Annotated in this window: 17 protein-coding genes and 1 tRNA gene; 4 read left to right on the plus strand and 14 right to left on the minus strand. The window is 65.9% G+C overall.

The window, feature by feature from the left end:
* Window positions 1-19 precede the first annotated feature (19 nt).
* The 4 genes from wrbA to ABU113_RS07345 form a co-directional block, all read right to left on the minus strand.
* Entirely contained in the window at window positions 20-625 is a 606-nt protein-coding gene (gene wrbA / locus ABU113_RS07330) for an NAD(P)H:quinone oxidoreductase (RefSeq protein ID WP_454558850.1), read from the minus strand.
* Window positions 626-1177: 552 nt separating this feature from the next.
* The gene (locus tag ABU113_RS07335) at window positions 1178-1564 is read right to left on the minus strand and encodes a hypothetical protein (protein ID WP_454558851.1); all 387 of its coding nucleotides are present in this window, start codon (window positions 1562-1564) and stop codon (window positions 1178-1180) included.
* A gap of 170 nt (window positions 1565-1734) precedes the next feature.
* Window positions 1735-2580 carry an HlyD family type I secretion periplasmic adaptor subunit gene (locus tag ABU113_RS07340; protein WP_454558852.1) on the minus strand — a complete coding sequence of 282 codons (846 nt, stop codon included), beginning with the start codon at window positions 2578-2580 and terminating at the stop codon, window positions 1735-1737.
* 335 nt (window positions 2581-2915) lie between these two features.
* A tRNA-Thr gene (locus ABU113_RS07345) sits at window positions 2916-2991 on the minus strand.
* A 176-nt stretch (window positions 2992-3167) separates the two neighbouring features.
* Here ABU113_RS07345 and ABU113_RS07350 point away from each other — a divergent pair.
* The 3 genes from ABU113_RS07350 (at window position 3168) to ABU113_RS07360 (ending at window position 7024) form a co-directional block, all read left to right on the plus strand.
* On the plus strand, window positions 3168-3587 hold the full coding sequence (locus ABU113_RS07350) for a DUF2946 family protein (RefSeq protein ID WP_454558853.1): 420 nt from the start codon (window positions 3168-3170) through the stop codon (window positions 3585-3587).
* Between the two features lie 121 nt (window positions 3588-3708).
* A complete protein-coding gene (locus ABU113_RS07355; protein ID WP_454558854.1) occupies window positions 3709-5706 on the plus strand; it encodes a TonB-dependent copper receptor in 1998 nt (665 codons plus the stop codon).
* Window positions 5707-5914: 208 nt separating this feature from the next.
* Entirely contained in the window at window positions 5915-7024 is a 1110-nt protein-coding gene (locus ABU113_RS07360; RefSeq protein ID WP_454558855.1) for an ATP-binding protein, read from the plus strand.
* Window positions 7025-7065: 41 nt separating this feature from the next.
* Here ABU113_RS07360 and ABU113_RS07365 read toward each other — a convergent pair whose 3' ends face one another.
* The 10 genes from ABU113_RS07365 to mutM form a co-directional block, all read right to left on the minus strand.
* Window positions 7066-8661: a peptide chain release factor 3 gene (locus ABU113_RS07365; protein ID WP_454558856.1), complete on the minus strand. Its 1596-nt coding sequence runs from the start codon at window positions 8659-8661 to the stop codon at window positions 7066-7068.
* Between the two features lie 172 nt (window positions 8662-8833).
* The gene (locus ABU113_RS07370) at window positions 8834-9256 is read right to left on the minus strand and encodes a fasciclin domain-containing protein (protein WP_454558857.1); all 423 of its coding nucleotides are present in this window, start codon (window positions 9254-9256) and stop codon (window positions 8834-8836) included.
* 265 nt (window positions 9257-9521) lie between these two features.
* A complete protein-coding gene (locus ABU113_RS07375; RefSeq protein ID WP_454558858.1) occupies window positions 9522-9923 on the minus strand; it encodes a hypothetical protein in 402 nt (133 codons plus the stop codon).
* Window positions 9916-10824: a DMT family transporter gene (locus ABU113_RS07380; RefSeq protein WP_454558859.1), complete on the minus strand. Its 909-nt coding sequence runs from the start codon at window positions 10822-10824 to the stop codon at window positions 9916-9918. Before ABU113_RS07380 ends, ABU113_RS07375 begins: the two co-directional genes overlap by 8 nt.
* 77 nt (window positions 10825-10901) lie before the next feature.
* On the minus strand, window positions 10902-11621 hold the full coding sequence (locus tag ABU113_RS07385) for a lysoplasmalogenase family protein (RefSeq protein ID WP_454558860.1): 720 nt from the start codon (window positions 11619-11621) through the stop codon (window positions 10902-10904).
* A 17-nt stretch (window positions 11622-11638) separates the two neighbouring features.
* Complete coding sequence (dnaA, locus tag ABU113_RS07390) at window positions 11639-13012, minus strand: chromosomal replication initiator protein DnaA (RefSeq protein WP_454558861.1); 1374 nt, start codon at window positions 13010-13012, stop codon at window positions 11639-11641.
* 544 nt (window positions 13013-13556) lie between these two features.
* The gene (gene rpsT / locus ABU113_RS07395; protein ID WP_454558862.1) at window positions 13557-13820 is read right to left on the minus strand and encodes a 30S ribosomal protein S20; all 264 of its coding nucleotides are present in this window, start codon (window positions 13818-13820) and stop codon (window positions 13557-13559) included.
* Between the two features lie 97 nt (window positions 13821-13917).
* Complete coding sequence (locus ABU113_RS07400; protein ID WP_454558863.1) at window positions 13918-14694, minus strand: enoyl-CoA hydratase; 777 nt, start codon at window positions 14692-14694, stop codon at window positions 13918-13920.
* Between the two features lie 39 nt (window positions 14695-14733).
* A complete protein-coding gene (locus ABU113_RS07405) occupies window positions 14734-15087 on the minus strand; it encodes a hypothetical protein (RefSeq protein ID WP_454558864.1) in 354 nt (117 codons plus the stop codon).
* Window positions 15088-15095: 8 nt separating this feature from the next.
* Complete coding sequence (gene mutM / locus ABU113_RS07410) at window positions 15096-15914, minus strand: bifunctional DNA-formamidopyrimidine glycosylase/DNA-(apurinic or apyrimidinic site) lyase (protein ID WP_454558865.1); 819 nt, start codon at window positions 15912-15914, stop codon at window positions 15096-15098.
* Between the two features lie 126 nt (window positions 15915-16040).
* Here mutM and ubiE point away from each other — a divergent pair, with 126 nt between their 5' ends.
* Window positions 16041-16772 carry a bifunctional demethylmenaquinone methyltransferase/2-methoxy-6-polyprenyl-1,4-benzoquinol methylase UbiE gene (gene ubiE / locus ABU113_RS07415; RefSeq protein WP_454558866.1) on the plus strand — a complete coding sequence of 244 codons (732 nt, stop codon included), beginning with the start codon at window positions 16041-16043 and terminating at the stop codon, window positions 16770-16772.

Consider the following 16772-nt stretch of genomic DNA (forward strand, 5'->3'; position numbering starts at 1 on the left):
GACCGTCGGCGCGTGTCCGTCACGCCGCCGCAAGCTTGCGCGCGACGTTGGTGACATGCCGGCCCTGGAAACGCGCGGACGCCAGTTCCTGTTCGTTCGGCAGGCCGCCATGCTTGCCGCCGGTCACGCCGCTGGCGCCATAGGGGGTGCCGGCCATGAACATCGCCGGGTCGGCGAAACCCGGCGGCACGATCACCATGCCGAAATGCGCCATCGGGGCGAACAGGGTGAAGCTCGCCATCTCGTTGCCGCCATGGGCCGAGGCGGAAGCGGCGAACGCCGAACCAACCTTGCCGGCGAGCTGGCCACGCGCCCACAGGCCGCCGAGGCTGTCGAGCCAGGCCTTCAGTTCCGCGCTGACCAGACCGAAGCGCGACGGCGTACCCAGCACGATCGCGTCCGCCCATTGGGCGTCCTCGGCGCTCGGCGCCTCGTAAGCGGCGTTCATGCGCGCGGCGTTCTCGCGCCAGCCCGGCACCAGCGCCATCACGTTCTCGCCGACCAGCTCGCGGGCCCGGCGCAGCCGGACCGTGCCACCGCTCGCTGCCGCACCCTCGGCGACGGCGCTGGCCAGCGCCTCGGTCATCCCGTCACGCGAATAGAAGACAATGAGGATGTTGGTCATGCCGAAGTGCTCCCGCTGCTCCACAGCAGCGATAGCGACGATGGCACATATTGTAAATATTATTTACAATATGTGCCATCGATCACTGTCCGGACGAGCAGAAGCCCGGCGACTGGCTCCGGCCGTGGCGCCCCATCGGAGTCGCCATATCAGCCAGAGGCCTCGGAAAACGTGGTTGATCGCGGCGGCCCTGTCCCCACGGGACGCGTCGGCCAGCAGACCGAGGTAAAGCTCACAGTCGTCGTCGTTGAAAAAATACTGGCCGGCGGCGGTTGCCACGCTGGGTGACATGGCAGGGAACATCGGGCAGGACGATGCGCGCAAGTCTGGCCATGGCCACCCTGTCAGAGTGGGCGGTAACTGTCAAAATAGGTATACTGTCCCCGGAAATCTTTGTCGACACAATCTACTATATCGTAATTTTCGAATCCGTCGTTAACATGATTCACCAGGCTGGCAAGGCTCAGCCCAGAGGACCAAAATTGCGCCGCAGAATCAACAAGATCGCCAGCCTTTATGACCACAACACAGTCTCCAATATTTCACGAAGATTCAAGCCGATAGCCATTTTCTAAGATATAGAAAATGCGCCATAATCACTGAGAAAATCGAGAGCGGAACAACAATGCGCTGCTCCCTGTCATACTGCCTCTTAAAATAAAGCCTCTTTACTGCTATTTCATATCTGTAATATACGACACTTCCTTGATTTATAGAAAGTATATAATTTTTGTTTCTTTTTGCATTATCATAAATAAAATATTTAAATGTAACGCGCTTTCCAACTATTTTATTAAAATCAGCCTTATCAAGACATTCTGAGTAATGCCTGTCGTTTGGATAGCATCCAAAATAATATTTTTTTCCACTTGACGATAATACTATCTTTCCCTCACGCCAATTATTAAGTGATTTTTTTTTAATAAGAATACCACTCATGATGAAAGCTTCATTTTCTTTTGGTATTTTATAATAAGAATGACTCCTGGTTTCGAATGCATAATAATGAAATAAAAAAACACCAATATATGCGGAATACTTAATTAACCTTCTCACAATTCGATAATTCAACAAATTTACTATACTCTGTGGGATTCTAATTCCCATGATCACCGCTCCCTCCCCGCCTCTTCGACCGTCTTCATGATCGGCGACAGCAGATACTGGATGATCCGCCGGGTGCCGGTCCGGATCTCCGCCTGCACCGCCATGCCGGGCCCCAGCGGGATGACCTCGCGCCCCACCCGCATCACCGTGTCATCCAGCCGGATGCGCGCGGTATAGACCAGCCCGCGCGACGGCTCCCGCCGGGACGCATCGCTCGCGGGGCTGCCCTGCTCCGTCCTGCCATCGCCTGGAACCGCGTCACGACTGATGTGCTCGACCCGACCCTCGATCAGGCCATAATCGGTGAACGGGAAGGCCTCGAACTTCACCCGCACCCGCTGGCCCTCGCGCACGAAGCCGCGATCCTTGTTGAGCAGCTGCGCCTCGACGATGAGGTCGCCCTGCTCGGGCACGATCACCATCAGCGCCTGGGCCGGCTGCACCACGCCGCCAAGCGTGTGGACGCCCAGCTGCTGCACCGTGCCATCGACCGGCGCGCGCAGCTGCTGCAGGCCGCGCCGGGTCTCGCTCTTGCGCAGCTCCTCGGCGCGCAGGCTGGCGTTGTCTTCCGCCTCCGCCAGAGTGACGGGGATTTTCCTGGCCACCGCCTCCTTGGCGAAGCTCTGGCGCAACTCGGCCAGCTGCATGTCGAGATTGGCGATGGCGGCGCGCGCCCGGGCCGCTGTCTGCTGCTGGATGTTGCGGTTGCGCTGGCGTTCCACCAGTTGCTCCTCCAGCTGCCACAGCAGCAGCTTGGACGACAGCCCCTTGGCCGCCAGCTCGCGCCGGGCGTCGACCTGCTTGCGCAGCAGCGGCAGCGTCTCGTCGATCTTGGCGACCATGCACATGCGGCGAAGGTGTCCGTTCCGGTCACGGGCCGCGCCCGCCCGCCGGCCGCTGCCCCGGCCACCTGCTTACACGGCCTTACCCCGGGGAGACAATACGGCGTTGATTTCCCGCCCTGGTCGCGGAAGAACCATGAGAAGGGGGGGCTGGCGCGGCTCCGGCAGGCCTCGACGAAGGCGCCCAACACATTGAAAATACACGATGCCACACATCGCCATTATGGCAATGTGCCAACGTCGTGTACCGTCAGGCTGTTTTGATGCCCCGCCTCCTGAGCGGTCGGATGCCATGGAACCGGGGGGATAAGCCGCCGCCCGTCGCTTGTCGCGAGTGTCCGTGGTGCCGCAGGAGGGACTCGAACCCCCGACCCACGCATTACGAATGCGTTGCTCTACCAACTGAGCTACTGCGGCCCGGACGATACGCCCGAAGGCCAGGCTGCGCGGGCTATATCAACACCCAACGGTGAACACAAGGTTGATGGTGCGATCCTCCGCCGCCGCCCTGGCTGGCCCCCGCCCGCCAGTACCCCGCCGCTGCGACAGCTTTTCGCATGACGCCGTCGGGACCGCGTGATAGGGCGTGGCGCATGACAGTAAGCCGCCATCCATCCGGCATGAACGGCAGTGCGCTCGCGCTGCTGCTGGTGGCGTGCGCGATCATGCTGCGCACGCTGATCCCCGCCGGCTTCATGGTCGCGCCCGCGGCTCGGGATGGCGGCTGGTCGGTGGTACTGTGCTCCGGCAACGGACCGGTCACGGTGGTACTGGACGCCAATGGCGACATCCGCGCCGACACCCCGGCGCCCGCTGCCCCCACCAAGCATGACGCGCCCTGCGCCTTTGCCGGCCTGCTGGCGCCGGTACTGCCGGTGGTGGGCACCGTCACCCCGCTGCCACTGCTGGCCCCGGCCCTGCACGATGCCCGCGAGACCCCCGGCGCCCGCGTCGGACAGGGCCTTGCCGCGCCCCCGCCGCCAGTGCGCGGCCCACCCGTCTATCGTCTCTAGAACCCTGACGTCCGGGGCCTGACCCCGGGCATTGCCGGCCAGTGCGCGCGCCGCGTGCCGTGGCCGCCTGACCTTATCCGGTGCCGCCCGCATGTCCGGGCCGGACCGTTCGGAGACGATCATGACCACCCGTATCAAGTCCGGCCTGCTGGCCGGCACCCTGCTTGCCACCCTCGCGCCCCTGCTGACCCCCGCCACCGCCCATGCCGATGACGCCGCCGACAAGGCGGCCGACGCCGGTATGCTGAAGCCGATCATCGTCACCGCCGACGCCATGATGAGCCCGCTGGTGGTCGAGACCGACCCGAAGAACCCGCGCCAGCCGGTGCCGCCCAACGATGGCGCCGGCTATCTCAAGGCGATCCCCGGCTTCTCGGTGATCCGCAAGGGCGGCATCGACGGCGACCCGGTGTTCCGTGGCCAGAGCGGCTCGCGCCTCAACGTGCTGATCGACGGCTCGCCGATGCTGGGCGGCTGCGGCATGCGCATGGACCCGCCGACCGCCTATGTCTTCCCGGAATCCTTCGACAAGATCACGGTACTCAAGGGGCCGCAATCGGTGATCCACGGCGGCAGCGCGCCGGGCGCCACCGTCCTGATCGACCGCACTACCGAGCGTTTCACCAGCGCCGGCGCCCGGGCGACCGTCAGCGGCCTGGTGGGCTCCTGGCACCGCAACGACCAGCTGGTCGACGTCGCCGCCGGCGATAGCTGGGGCTATGTGCGCGCCATCGGCAGCCGCTCCCACAGCGGCGACTATGAGGATGGCGACGGCCGCGACGTGCATTCGCGCTACGACCGCAAGAGCGGCACGCTGATCGCCGGCTGGACGCCCGACGACAAGACCACCGTCGAGGTCTCGGGCGACTTCAGCGAGGCGGAAGCCGCCTATGCCGATCGCATGATGGACGGCTCGAAGTTCGACCGCCAGTCCTACCGGCTGAACGTCAGCCGCACCGACATCGCGCCGTTCCTCACCGAGCTGTCGCTCAACGCCTACCATGACTATGTCGACCACGTGATGGACCGCTTCACGCTGCGCAGCTGGACCGGCGGCATGATGGCGGCGCTGAGCAATCCCGACCGCACCAGCTCCGGCCTGCGCACCCGTGCGAAACTGGCGTTCGGCGAGCAGACATCGCTGGTCATCGGCGCCGACTACAACCACGACCGCCACCGCGACCGCGCGCTGAGCGCGGCGGAATACAACGCCGGCGTCGACTACCAGGACAAGGCGCGCGTCAAGGACATGCTGATCAAGACCACCGGCCTGTTCGCCGAGGCGACCCGTGAACTCGGCGCCGACAGCCGGCTGGTGGGCGGCTATCGCCTCAACATCGTCAAGGCGCGCAAGACCAATCTGGCGACGCCGCTGGCCGACACCGACCATCTGCACAACCTGTTCCTGCGCTACGAGAGCACGATCGGCACCGGCATCACCGGCTACGTCAGCATCGGCCACACCCAGCGGGCGCCGGACTACTGGGAGCGCAACAAGCTGTTCACGCTGAAGTCGGAAAAGGTGACGCAGCTGGATGCCGGCGTACTGCTGGACAACGGCCCGTGGACAGGCTCGCTGGCGCTGTTCGCCTCGCGGACCGACGACTACATCCTGCTCTCCAGCATGTCGGGCAAGAACGTCGATGCATCGAGCTGGGGCGGCGAGGCGGACCTCGGCTACCAGCTCTCCAAGGCCTGGTCGGTGCAGGCGACGGCGGCCTATGTGCGGGCAAGCAATCGTGACGAGGACAAGCCGCTGCCGCAGATCGCGCCGCTGGAGGCGACCTTCGGCGTCAAGTATGATGACGGGGCGTTCGTCGGCGGCGTGCTGGTGCGGGCGGTGGCCGAGCAGAACCGCGTCGACATCGGCTGGGGCAACATCGTCGGTGTCGACATCGGCAAGTCGGACGGCTTTGCCACCCTGTCGGCCAACCTCGGCTGGCGGCCGTGGACGGACGCCCTGCTCAGCGTCGGCGTCGATAACCTGCTGGACAAGACCTACGCCGAGCACATCAGCAGGGCGAGCACGCCATCGCTGGCCGGCGACGGCTACATCCAGACGGTGCGGGTCAACGAGCCGGGGCGGACCTTCTGGGTCAAGGCCAAGGCAAGCTTCTGATCCGTCTCATCCCGGCCTAACCGGGAGGGCCGCCCCCGCGGTCCTCCCGGCGGGACGGATACCCTGTCGCGCGACCCCGACGGCTGATCGGCATGCGCGCAAAATTGATACCCGACACATACAGACGATTGATTCTGCTCTTAAGAAAGCGTTAACCTTCGTTTACGCGTGCGCGGCAGGCGCACACAGGGAAGGATCGACCCGGGCCATGTCCGACGCAAGCGATGCTCTGGCGCAGAATCTGGCGGCCGTGGCCGACGCGCGTTTCTATTCGCTCGCCTACATGATGGACGACGCCGTGGTCGTGGTGGATGCCACCAACCGGGTGCGCTTCGCCAACCCCTCCGCCGACCGCCTGTTCGAGGCCGCCGCCGGCGACCTGGTGGGCGCGCCGTTCCTGCTGCCGCTGCGGTCGACCAAATCCGGCCCGGTCAGCCTCGACCTTGCCAGCGGCCGGCGCATCGACCTGCAATGCAACATCGCCTCCACCGTGTGGGACGGCGAGATCGCCTGGCTTGCCACCTTCCGCGACGCCGCGCCGCCCCGAACGCTGGGGCCGGAGGCGATGGAGACGGTGGTCGAGGTGATGCGCGGGCGCTTCCTCTCGCACCTCAGCCACGAGCTGCGCACGCCGCTCAACACCGTGCTCGGCTTCTCCGAGGCAATGGTGATGGAGCTATTCGGCGCGCTCGGCCACGATCGCTACCGCAGCTACGCCAACGACATCCACGGCGCTGGTCAACGGCTGCTGAAGCTGCTCAACGACCTGCTGGACCTCGCCCGCGCCGACACCGGCGACCTGGCACTCGACGAAAGCCTGTTCGACCTCTCCGAGGTGGTGGCGGACGCCCTGCCGGAAGCACGCGAGAGCGCCCGGCGGACCAACGCCCGGGTCGCCGAGATCGCCGTCGAGCCGGTGCTGATGCGCGGCGACCGCGCCAAGCTGCGCCGCGCGCTGGTGCATCTGCTGGCCAATGGCCTGTCCTTCACCCCGGCGGACGGCGAGGTGCGCGTGTCCTCCTCCGTCACCAACGATGGCCGGCTGCTGATCCGCGTCGCCGACACCGGTCGCGGCTTCGCCCGCGAGGAACTGGGTCAGGCCTTCCGCCCCTTCCCGCGCGTGCGCTCGGTGGAGCGCGCCGACCCGCTGGCCGGCCCCGGCGTCGGACTGGCGCTGGTGCGCCGCTACATCGAGCTGCACGGCGGTACGGTCCGTATCGACACCGAACAGGGCCAGGGCACCACCATAACCTGCGCGCTGCCGCCGGAACGGGTGGCACTCGACCTCAGCCGATCCGACCGCGCCACCACCCACTGACCCGGCGCGACAAGCTCGCCCGGGAGTCCGGCGCCTTCTGCTCAGGCCGGTTCCACCTGCCGCTGATAGTCCTTCACGTCGGCGAAGCGGATGTCCGGCCAGCGGTCGGCGTCGTAGCGCAGCGAGAAGGCGCTTTCAGCGAGAAACACCGGCGCACCGTCGAGATCGTCGGCGATCGATGAGCCATGGCTGTCGATGAAGCGCTCCAGCTCCGCCTTGTCGTCCGCCTCGATCCAGCGGCACAGCGAGAAGCGCGAGGTCTCGTAGCTGACATCGAGGCCGTATTCACCCTTCAGCCGCTCGGCCAGCACGTCGAGCTGCAGCGCGCCGACAACGCCGACCATGGCGCCGGAGCCATCGCGCGGCACGAACAGCTGCACCACGCCTTCCTCGGCCATCTGCTGCAGCGCCTCGCGCAGCTTCTTGGCCTTCATGGCGTCGGAGAGCTTGATGCGGCGCAGGATTTCCGGCGCGAAGCTGGGCACGCCGCGGAACACCAGGTTCTCGCCTTCGGTGAGCGTATCGCCAATGCGCAAGGTGCCGTGGTTGGGGATGCCGACCACGTCGCCAGCGTAGGCCTCCTCGGCGAGGCTGCGATCCTGGGCGAAGAAAAACTGCGGCGTGTTCAGGCTCATCGGCTTGCCGGTCCGCACCAGCCGCGCCTTCATGCCGCGCGTCAGCCTGCCCGAACAGACCCGGAAGAAGGCCATGCGGTCGCGGTGATTGGGGTCCATGTTGGCCTGGATCTTGAACACGAAGCCGGCCATCGCCGGCTCCTCCGCCCTGACCTCGCGCGCCGCCGTTTCCTGCGGCCGCGGGCTGGGCGCGAATTCGGCCAGGCCGTCGATCAGGTCGGTGACGCCGAAGTTGCGCAGGGCGGAGCCGAAGAACACCGGCGTCTGGTCGCCATGGCGGAAGCGGGCGAGATCGAAGGTCTGGTAGGCCTCCTGGGCGAGCATCACTTCCTCGCGCCAGGCGTCCGCCGCGCCCGGCTCGGGGAGCAGGCTGTCGATCAGCGGATCCTCCGGCCCGGCGACCGGGGTCGGCGCGCCCTCGACATCGAGCCGGCGCACCTGCCGGCGGCGGATGTCGTAGGTGCCGGCGAAACTGCGGCCGCTGCCCAGCGGCCAGGTCATCGGCGCGATGTCGAGCTGGAGCACGCTCTCGATCTCGTCCAGCAGCTCGAACGGCGCCCGGGCCTCGCGGTCCAGCTTGTTGATGAAGGTGATGATGGGGATGTTGCGCAGCCGGCAGACCTCGAACAGCTTGCGGGTCCGCGCCTCGATGCCCTTGGCGGCGTCGATCACCATCACCGCGCTGTCGACCGCGGTCAGGGTCCGGTAGGTGTCTTCCGAGAAGTCCTCGTGGCCCGGCGTGTCGAGCAGGTTGAAGACGCAACCGCCATATTCGAACGTCATCACCGAGGTGACGACGGAAATGCCGCGCTCGCGCTCGATGCCCATCCAGTCGGAGCGGGTGTGGGTGCGGTTGCGCTTGGCCTTGACCTCGCCGGCCAGCTGGATGGCGCCGCCCATCAGCAGCAGCTTTTCCGTCAGCGTGGTCTTGCCGGCGTCGGGGTGGGAGATCACGGCGAACGTGCGGCGGTTCGCCGAGGGATGGCCGGCAGGGCTGGACATGACGATAAGGCCTCTCGGGAGCTGGCGCGGTCGGTCGACCAACGACACGGCTATAGCCTGATCGCTTTCGGTCGCGACAACCAGGAGCGTTCAGGGTCTGGGCCTGCGCGATACGCAGGAGAGGGCCGCGAGTCAATCAGCCGTTGGACAAGCGGTCAGCCACCCTGGCCGTTCAGGGGCGCCCGATCACCGCGTCGATCGGCTGCACCACGCCGTTGGCGACCAGGATCGCCGAACCGGACAGGGGTGCGCCGTTGACCCGGCCGCCGTCAGCGGGATCGAAACTGACATGGGTACCCCCCAGGGTCATGCCGAGCGCAGTCTGGCGGGGCGACCGTACGTCGACCGCTCCCGGCAACACATGGCTGACCACGAAGGCCATCAGTTTCGACTTGTTCTCGGGCAGCAGCAGATCGTTCACCAGTGCGGGGGACTGACGGGCGAATGCCGCGTCGGTCGGCGCGAACAGCAGGAAGGGTCCGCGACCATTGAACATGATGGCCAGTCCCGAGGCATCGACCAGCCGGCTCATCGTCGAGAACTGCGGTGACTGGTGCAACAGCATATTGATGCTGGGCGTCCCGGCGGCACTCACGGAACCATGCGCACCCTGCGCCTGCACCGAACCGACCATAACCGCGCACAGAATAGGTAACATCGCCACCAGTCGCATTCGACCCCTCACCTGCAACCAGAAAACAAGAAAATATGACCATCCTCTCGCCAAAGAGGAGCGCCGCATAGCAAGATTATTCTTCCCCATGCAACCATTAACGAAGAATGAACGATCGCGCATCTTGCGACCATCGGACGTTCGATCCGTCTGAGTTGCGACTATAAGCGCCCAGATCCGCTTGCTTTCAACAACTGTTACGCCGCCAGACCACATACCAGCCGTCACCAGTGGCGGCACGGGCGGCGTCCAGGGCGGTCACGTCGCGGGTCTCCAGCGTTTCGATGAGCGCCAGCAGATCGCGCCCGCCCGCCATCCCCGACGGCACCACCAGCCGCTGACGGCCGCCGATGACATAGATATGCATCCCATCCATCGACGACCGGCCGTCACTGGTGCGCAGCGCGATCTGGTCGATGTCGTCCCAGGCCAGAGCCTCCTCGCCGCGTTCGGGCCAGGCCAGCACCAGATGGGTGTCGGTGAACACCAGCATCGGCTGCGACGGACCGCCCCCCGCGTCAGGTCGCGCTGGCGCACGCCGGCCAAACCAGCCGCGCACGCGGGACCAGAAGGCGGGACGCTCAGGCATCGCGCGGACTGCTCGCCGGTTTGACGACACGGGCGGCAACCGCCTCGCGGTGCGCCAGATAGATGGTGACGATGAGAATGAGGCTGCCGCCCAGCAGCGTATATCCGTCAATCGGCTCGCCAAACGCCAGCGCGCCGATCAGCACCACCGTGCCAAAGCGGACGAAATCATAAGGCAGCACGGCGGTCGCCTCGGCATGTTGAAACGCGCGAACCAGAGTCGACTGGCCAAGGGTGGCAAGACTGGCGATCAATAGCAGGATGCCAAGCTCCGGCACTGTCGGCCACCGCCAGAATGGCAGGGCGGCCAGCAGCGATGGCGGCAACATCAGCAGGAAGGAAAAGGCCACCACCGAACGCGGACTTTCCGTGCGGGTCAGTTCCTTGATGGCGACGATCGAGAAGGCAGTGGCGATGGCCGCCACCATCGCCGCGAGGATACCGGGCGTCATCGGCAACTGGCCCGGACGCACCACGACCAGCATGCCGACAAAGCCGATGACCAGCGCGGTTGTCCGCCGCCAGCGCAACCGCTCGCCAAGAAACAGGGCGGCCCCCAGGGTGGCGATGAGCGGCGTGGTATTGCTGATCGCCATCGCGGTGGCCAGCGGCGCATGGGATATCGCGTAAAAGGTGGCGAAGGTCGCCACCACGCCCGACGTCGCCCGGCGGACATGCGTCCCCAGCCGCGCCGTCTTGAGCATGGCGCCGCGACCCGACACCAGCATCGGCATGATCAGCAACGAACCCAGCAGGTTGCGATAGAACACGATGATGAACGGATTGAGCGTCTCGCTGGCCCAGCGGATCGCCCCCCACATGCTGGCGAACGCCAGACAGGACACCACCATGTAGGCGGGGCCGCGCGCATGAGCCGGCAATCGGGCGAACAGGGCATCCACGCTTTCGGCTATACGCAGCTCAGCCGGCGCGGTCGAGCCCGCGCGTCGTCAGCTTGCGCGGTCGAGCCCGCGCGTCGTCAGCTTGCGCGGTCGAGCCCGCGCGAGGCCCCCAGCGCGATCGCCAGCATCGCCAGATAATAGGTCGCCCACACCGCAAGCCCTGGCAGCACCCCGAGCCCCGATGGCAGCAGGCCGAACACACGCAGACTGAGAATGGAATCGGAAATGACGAACAGCACCCCACCGACGCCGACAAGCCACGCGTGCAGCCGGCTGCCCATCGCCGTCACCGCCATGGCCGTGAGCACCAGCGTATAAACGACCACCGGAATCATCAGGTCGCCGGCGCGTGGCGCCACCAGCACCAGGCCGACGACGGCCAGCGTCAGCACCAGCACCAGCAGGCCGCGACGCCAGCCGGCCAGCGGCTGGCCGCGATGGCGCCGGAACAGCGCGATGAGAAACAGGTGACCGACGAGGAAACTGCCCAGCCCCGCCGCCAACCCCGGCACCACCACCAGCAGTACGTCGCCGCCGGTGCACAAGGCGAGCCCCAGCACCAGCAGCAGGCGATCAAGGCGCGCGCGCGCCGATGACACAAGGCCCAGCAGCGCGAACAGGGTCAGCAGGCCGACGCCACTGCCCTTTATCCAGGCTTGGGCCGGAATGTGACCGGCGGGAATGAACAGCAGGTAGGCCAGCCCACCGAGGACGGAGGCCAGCAGCACACCGCGCTGGAGCAGCGGCACATCCCGCACGGCGGCGACGGGTGGCGCGGGGGGTGAAGACACGCTCATGCCCTGCCCCCGATGCTTCAGCCGTCGATCAGCCGCGACAGCCGGTCGATGTCGGCCTCCAGCTCGCTGTCGGTCGACTTCAGTTCCTCGATGCGCTTGACCGCGTGCATCACCGTGGTGTGGTCGCGGCCACCGAACTTGCGGCCGATCTCCGGCAGCGAGCGCGGCGTGTAGCGCTTGGCGAGATACATGGCGACCTGACGCGGCCGGGCGATGTCGCGGGCCCGCCGGGCCGACAGCAGATCGGCCAGCTTCAGCTTGTAATAATCCGCCACCTTGCGCTGGATGTCGTCGATGGTGATCTTGCGGTCGTTGGCGCGCAGCACATCGGCCAGCACCTGACGGGCGAAGTCCAGCGTGATCGGGTGGCCGATCAGCGAGGCGTGCGCCGCCACGCGATTGAGCGCGCCTTCCAGCTCGCGGACGTTGGAGGTGATTCGCCGCGCCAGGAAATCCAGCACGTCGGCCGGCATGGTGACACCCGGCATCGCCTCCGACTTGGCATGCAGGATGTTCAGCCGCAGCTCGTAGTCGGTCGGGTTGATGTCGGCGACCAGACCCCACTGCAGGCGCGAGCGCACCCGCTCCTCGATGCCTTCCAGATCATAGGGGCTGCGGTCGGCGGAGATCACCAGCCGCTTGCCGTCCTCGATCAGCGCATTCATGGTGTGGAAGAACTCTTCCTGGGTCGATTCCTTGCCGGCGATGAACTGCACGTCGTCGATCATCAGCACGTCGACGCTGCGAAACCGCTGCTTGAAGGAGATGGTGTCCTTGTGGCGCAGCGCCGCCAGGAAGGCGACCATGAATTTTTCCGCCGACAGATAGACGACCTTGGCGTCCGCCTTGGCCTGACGCACCGCCCAGCCAATGGCGTGCATCAGGTGGGTCTTGCCGAGCCCGACACCACCGTGGAGGAAAAGCGGATTGAAATTGAGCGGCCCGCCCTCGGCCATGCGGCGGGCGGCGTTGTAGGCGAACTCGTTGGACTTGCCGACAACGAAGCGATCAAAGGTGAAGCGTTCCTCAAGGCGCGCGCCCAGTTCGGCGTCATCGCCGGTGTCGATGGCCGGGGTAGAGGGGACAACCGTGAGCAACGGCGCCGACTCGGCGCGCGCGGCCTGGGTGACGATCAGGCGCAGCGACCGCACGCCCGGGGCATGACATGCCCACAACGCGCGCAGGCGTTCGGCGAAGTGATTCTTCACCCAGTCACACATGAAGTGGGTAGGCAGACCGAGCACCACCTCGTCGCCATCCACGCGCACCAGCGACAGCGGCTTGAGCCAGCTCTCGAACGTCCGCTCGCCGAACTCCGCCCGCAGCACGCTGCGAATCGTCTGCCACGGGTCAGTGATCGGTGCCGCCGGCGCTCGCATTTCCCCAGTCATTCAGCCCCTCACACAGCAGTCTTCAAGCGGTCTGGGCGATCAGCCGCGCCGCCCCTGCGCGATCCGCCGCCGTAACGCCGACCAAATGCCCGGTGACCCCTCCGAAGCGGGATCGCTACAGCCAATTCGTCACGTGAAAATCTGTCCCAAGTGCCGGAGACAACGGCGGTCAGAATCTCAACTCAATCCTGACCGACACCAAGGAGGTGTCGCCCGATTAACGTAAAATACAGTCGAAAGCGTCGCCGTTTTCATCTTTTTCTGTAACTTTACGAAGATGGACTGAATGAAATCTTGAGTGTCCGGGAGTCTAGCCAGCGGACTGGTGGTGAACAAGGCCAAGGATTACTCGCGTCGGCAAATAAATTGATTGACACTCACCACGGCGGAGCGGCCGCCAGACGCCTAAGATGATGATTTTTTTGCAGACCCGTGACAGGTCGATTCGCGCCCCGTCAGGGCGGGGCGGAGGCATGCAAAAGGCCCCGCTTCCAACGAAAACGGGGCCTTGGTCCCGGCCGGCACGCCAGCCTGGCGCGCGTCCTTACGCCAGCGCGCGCAGGCGGGCGGTCAGGCGGGAAATCTTGCGGGCGACGGTGTTCTTGTGCAGCACGCCCTTGCTGACGCCACGCTGCAGTTCCGGCGTCGCCGCCTTCAGCGCCGACTCGGCAACATCCTTCTGACCCGCGGCGAGAGCGGACTCGACCTTCTTCACGAAGGTACGGATGCGGCTGACGCGCGCCTTGTTGATGTCGGCGCGACGGTCGTTGCGGCGGATGCGCTTGCGCGCCTGCGGAGAGTTGGCCATGTTCGGTCCTTGAAGCCAATAATAACCCACGGCGCCGGACAGAGCCCGACGCGAGAGCGCGGCTTATGGCAGAAGCCGCGCTCCCGGTCAACTGATGTCAGCGGTTCTTGAAGTTCGCCGGCCGCTTCTCGATGAAGGCGGCCATGCCTTCCTTCTGGTCCTCGGTGCCGAACATCCCGTGGAACAGCCGGCGCTCGAAGCGCACGCCTTCGGCCAGCGTCGTCTCGTAGGAGCGATTGACCGCCTCCTTGACCGCCAGCACGGTGGGCCGCGAATAGGCGGCGATCTCGGCGGCGACCTTCAGTGTTTCCTCCACCAGCGTTTCGACGGGGAACTTGCGCGAGGCCAGGCCGCAGGCCACCGCCTCGTCGGCGTCGATCATCCGGCCGGTCAGGTTCATGTCCATCGCCTTGGCCTTGCCGATGAACCGGGTCAGCCGCTGGGTGCCGCCGGCGCCCGGGGTGACGCCGAGCTTGATCTCCGGCTGGGCGAACTTCGCCTTCTCGCCGACGAACATCATGTCGCACATCATGGCGAACTCGCAGCCGCCGCCCAGCGCATAGCCGTTCACTGCCGCGATCACCGGCTTGCGGGTGCGGGTGAGCTGCTCCCACGTGGCGGTGATGAAGTCCTCCAGATAGACGTCGGAGAAGTTCTTGGTCGCCATCTCCTTGATGTCGGCACCGGCCGCGAAGGCCTTTTCCGAGCCGGTGAGCACGATGCAGCCGATGGCATCGTCGGCATCCAGCGCCTTGAGCGCCTCGGTCAGTTCGGACGTCAGCTCGAATGACAGCGCGTTGAGCGCCTCGGGGCGGTTCATGCGGATCAGGCCCACCGCGCCATGGGTCTCGACGATCAGGGTGTTGTAGCTCATTGGGTCCTCCTTTGAATCTGGCCTTGAATCCGATGGTTCTTAATGGCGGGGCTCATCCGGCTCCAGCAGCAGCCGGACCCGGGTCACCCCCGCCTTGTGGGCAAAATCAACGATCAGCCGGTCGCTGCCGCGCACATAGACCTGGCGATCCGCCATCCGGCCGCCATCGGCGCGCGTCCAGCCCAGCCCCGGCAGCGCACTGGCGTAATAGTCCATCGCCGCCTGCATCGGCACCTGTCCTTCCAGCAAGGTCTCGACGATTCGCCCCTCGGCCTTGTCGAAGCTCATGCGGGCATCGGCCTGCTCGGCGAGTCCCGGCATCAGCGGCAGGTCGAACTCGTCGATCAGCGGCGCCGCCGCCAGCAGCCACAGGCACAGCAGATACTTCCTCATGGTCGGCCTCATGCTTTCTGGCAGACGGGACAGTAGAAGGTCGAGCGACCCGCCTGCACCATCCGGCGCACCGGCGTGGCACAGACCGGACACGGCGCGCCCTCTCGCCCATAAACCCGCCACTGGTGCTGGAAATAGCCAAGTTCACCATTCACTTGTGCATAATCGCGCAACGACGAGCCGCCCGAGGCAATGGCGCGCGCCAGCACGTCGCGAATCGCCCTCACCAGCTTGTCGATCCGCGGCCGTGTCAGGCTGCCGGCCAGCCGGGTCGGGCTGATGCCGGCCTGGTGCAACGCCTCGCAGACATAGATGTTGCCCAACCCCGCCACCACTGTCTGGTCGAGCAGCGCCGCCTTGATCGGGCTGCGGCGATCCTTCAGCGCGGCGGCCAGCGTCGCGGCGTTGAAGCCGTTGCCCAGCGGCTCCGGCCCCAGATGCGCGAACAGCGGGTGCGCCTCCAGCGCGTCCTCGCGGGCGATGTCCAGACTGCCGAAGCGGCGTGGGTCGTTGAAGGCCAGCCGGTGGCCGTCGTCGGTGACGATCAGCACATGGTCGTGCTTTTCGTCCCCGTCCGGATCGAGGCGGATACGGCCGGACATGCCGAGGTGGAGAATGGCCACGTCACCGCGGTCGGTGTGGACGAGGCCGTATTTGGCCCGCCGGTCGACATGGGTGACCCGCGCGCCGGTGAGTCGCGCCGGCAGGTCGGCGGGGATCGGCCGGCGCAGATCCGGGCGGCGCAGCTCGACGCGGGCGATGCGTCGCCCTTCCAGCACGCCGGCCATGCCACGGCAGACGGTTTCGACCTCGGGCAGTTCAGGCATGATCCCTCGCGCATCCGGACACTGCGGCAATGGCGTGGAATTGCGTGCTTCGCAAGCCTCCTCTAGAGAAGGCGCTTTATCGGACGCGCGGTCGCGGCATACCGGGCGCAAAAGGGCGGGCGGCAGATGAACGACAAGGTTTCCTACGGCTACCAGTGGGTCGACCCCGAAGAGAAGACCGCGCGGGTCGGCTCGGTGTTCCGCCGCGTCGCCAGCCGCTACGACCTGATGAACGACCTGATGTCGGGCGGTCTGCACCGGCTGTGGAAGGATCATTTCGTCGCCAAGGTGCGCCCGCGCGCCGGCGAGCATATTCTCGACATGGCCGGCGGCACCGGCGACATCGCCTTCCGCATGGCCGCGCGCGGGGCCCAGGTGACGGTCGCCGACATCAACCCCGCCATGCTGGAGGTCGGCCGCAAGCGCGCCGAGGAACGCCACATCGCCGGACTGGAATGGCAGGAGCAGAACGCCGAGACGCTGAGCTTCGCCGACGCGCGGTTCAACGCCTATACGATCGCCTTCGGCATCCGCAACGTCACCGACATTCCGGCAGCCCTGCGCGAGGCGCATCGGGTGCTCAAGGTGGGCGGGCGCTTCTACTGCCTGGAATTCAGCCACGTCGAGCTGCCCGGCCTGGCCGACGTCTATGAATGGTATTCGATGAAGGTGGTGCCCCGGCTGGGCGAGATCGTCGCGCGCGACCGCGAGGCCTACCAGTATCTGGTGGAGAGTATCCGCCGCTTCCCGCCCGCGCCGCGTTTCGCGCAGATGATTCGCGAGGCCGGCTTCGCCAATGTGCGCCACGAGCTGCTGCTGGGCGGCGTGGTCGCCATCCATTCCGGCTGGAAGATCTGA

The sequence above is a fragment of the Parapedomonas caeni genome (assembly GCF_041060555.1).
In the GTDB taxonomy this organism is placed as follows: Bacteria; Pseudomonadota; Alphaproteobacteria; order Sphingomonadales; family Sphingomonadaceae; genus CAUJIW01.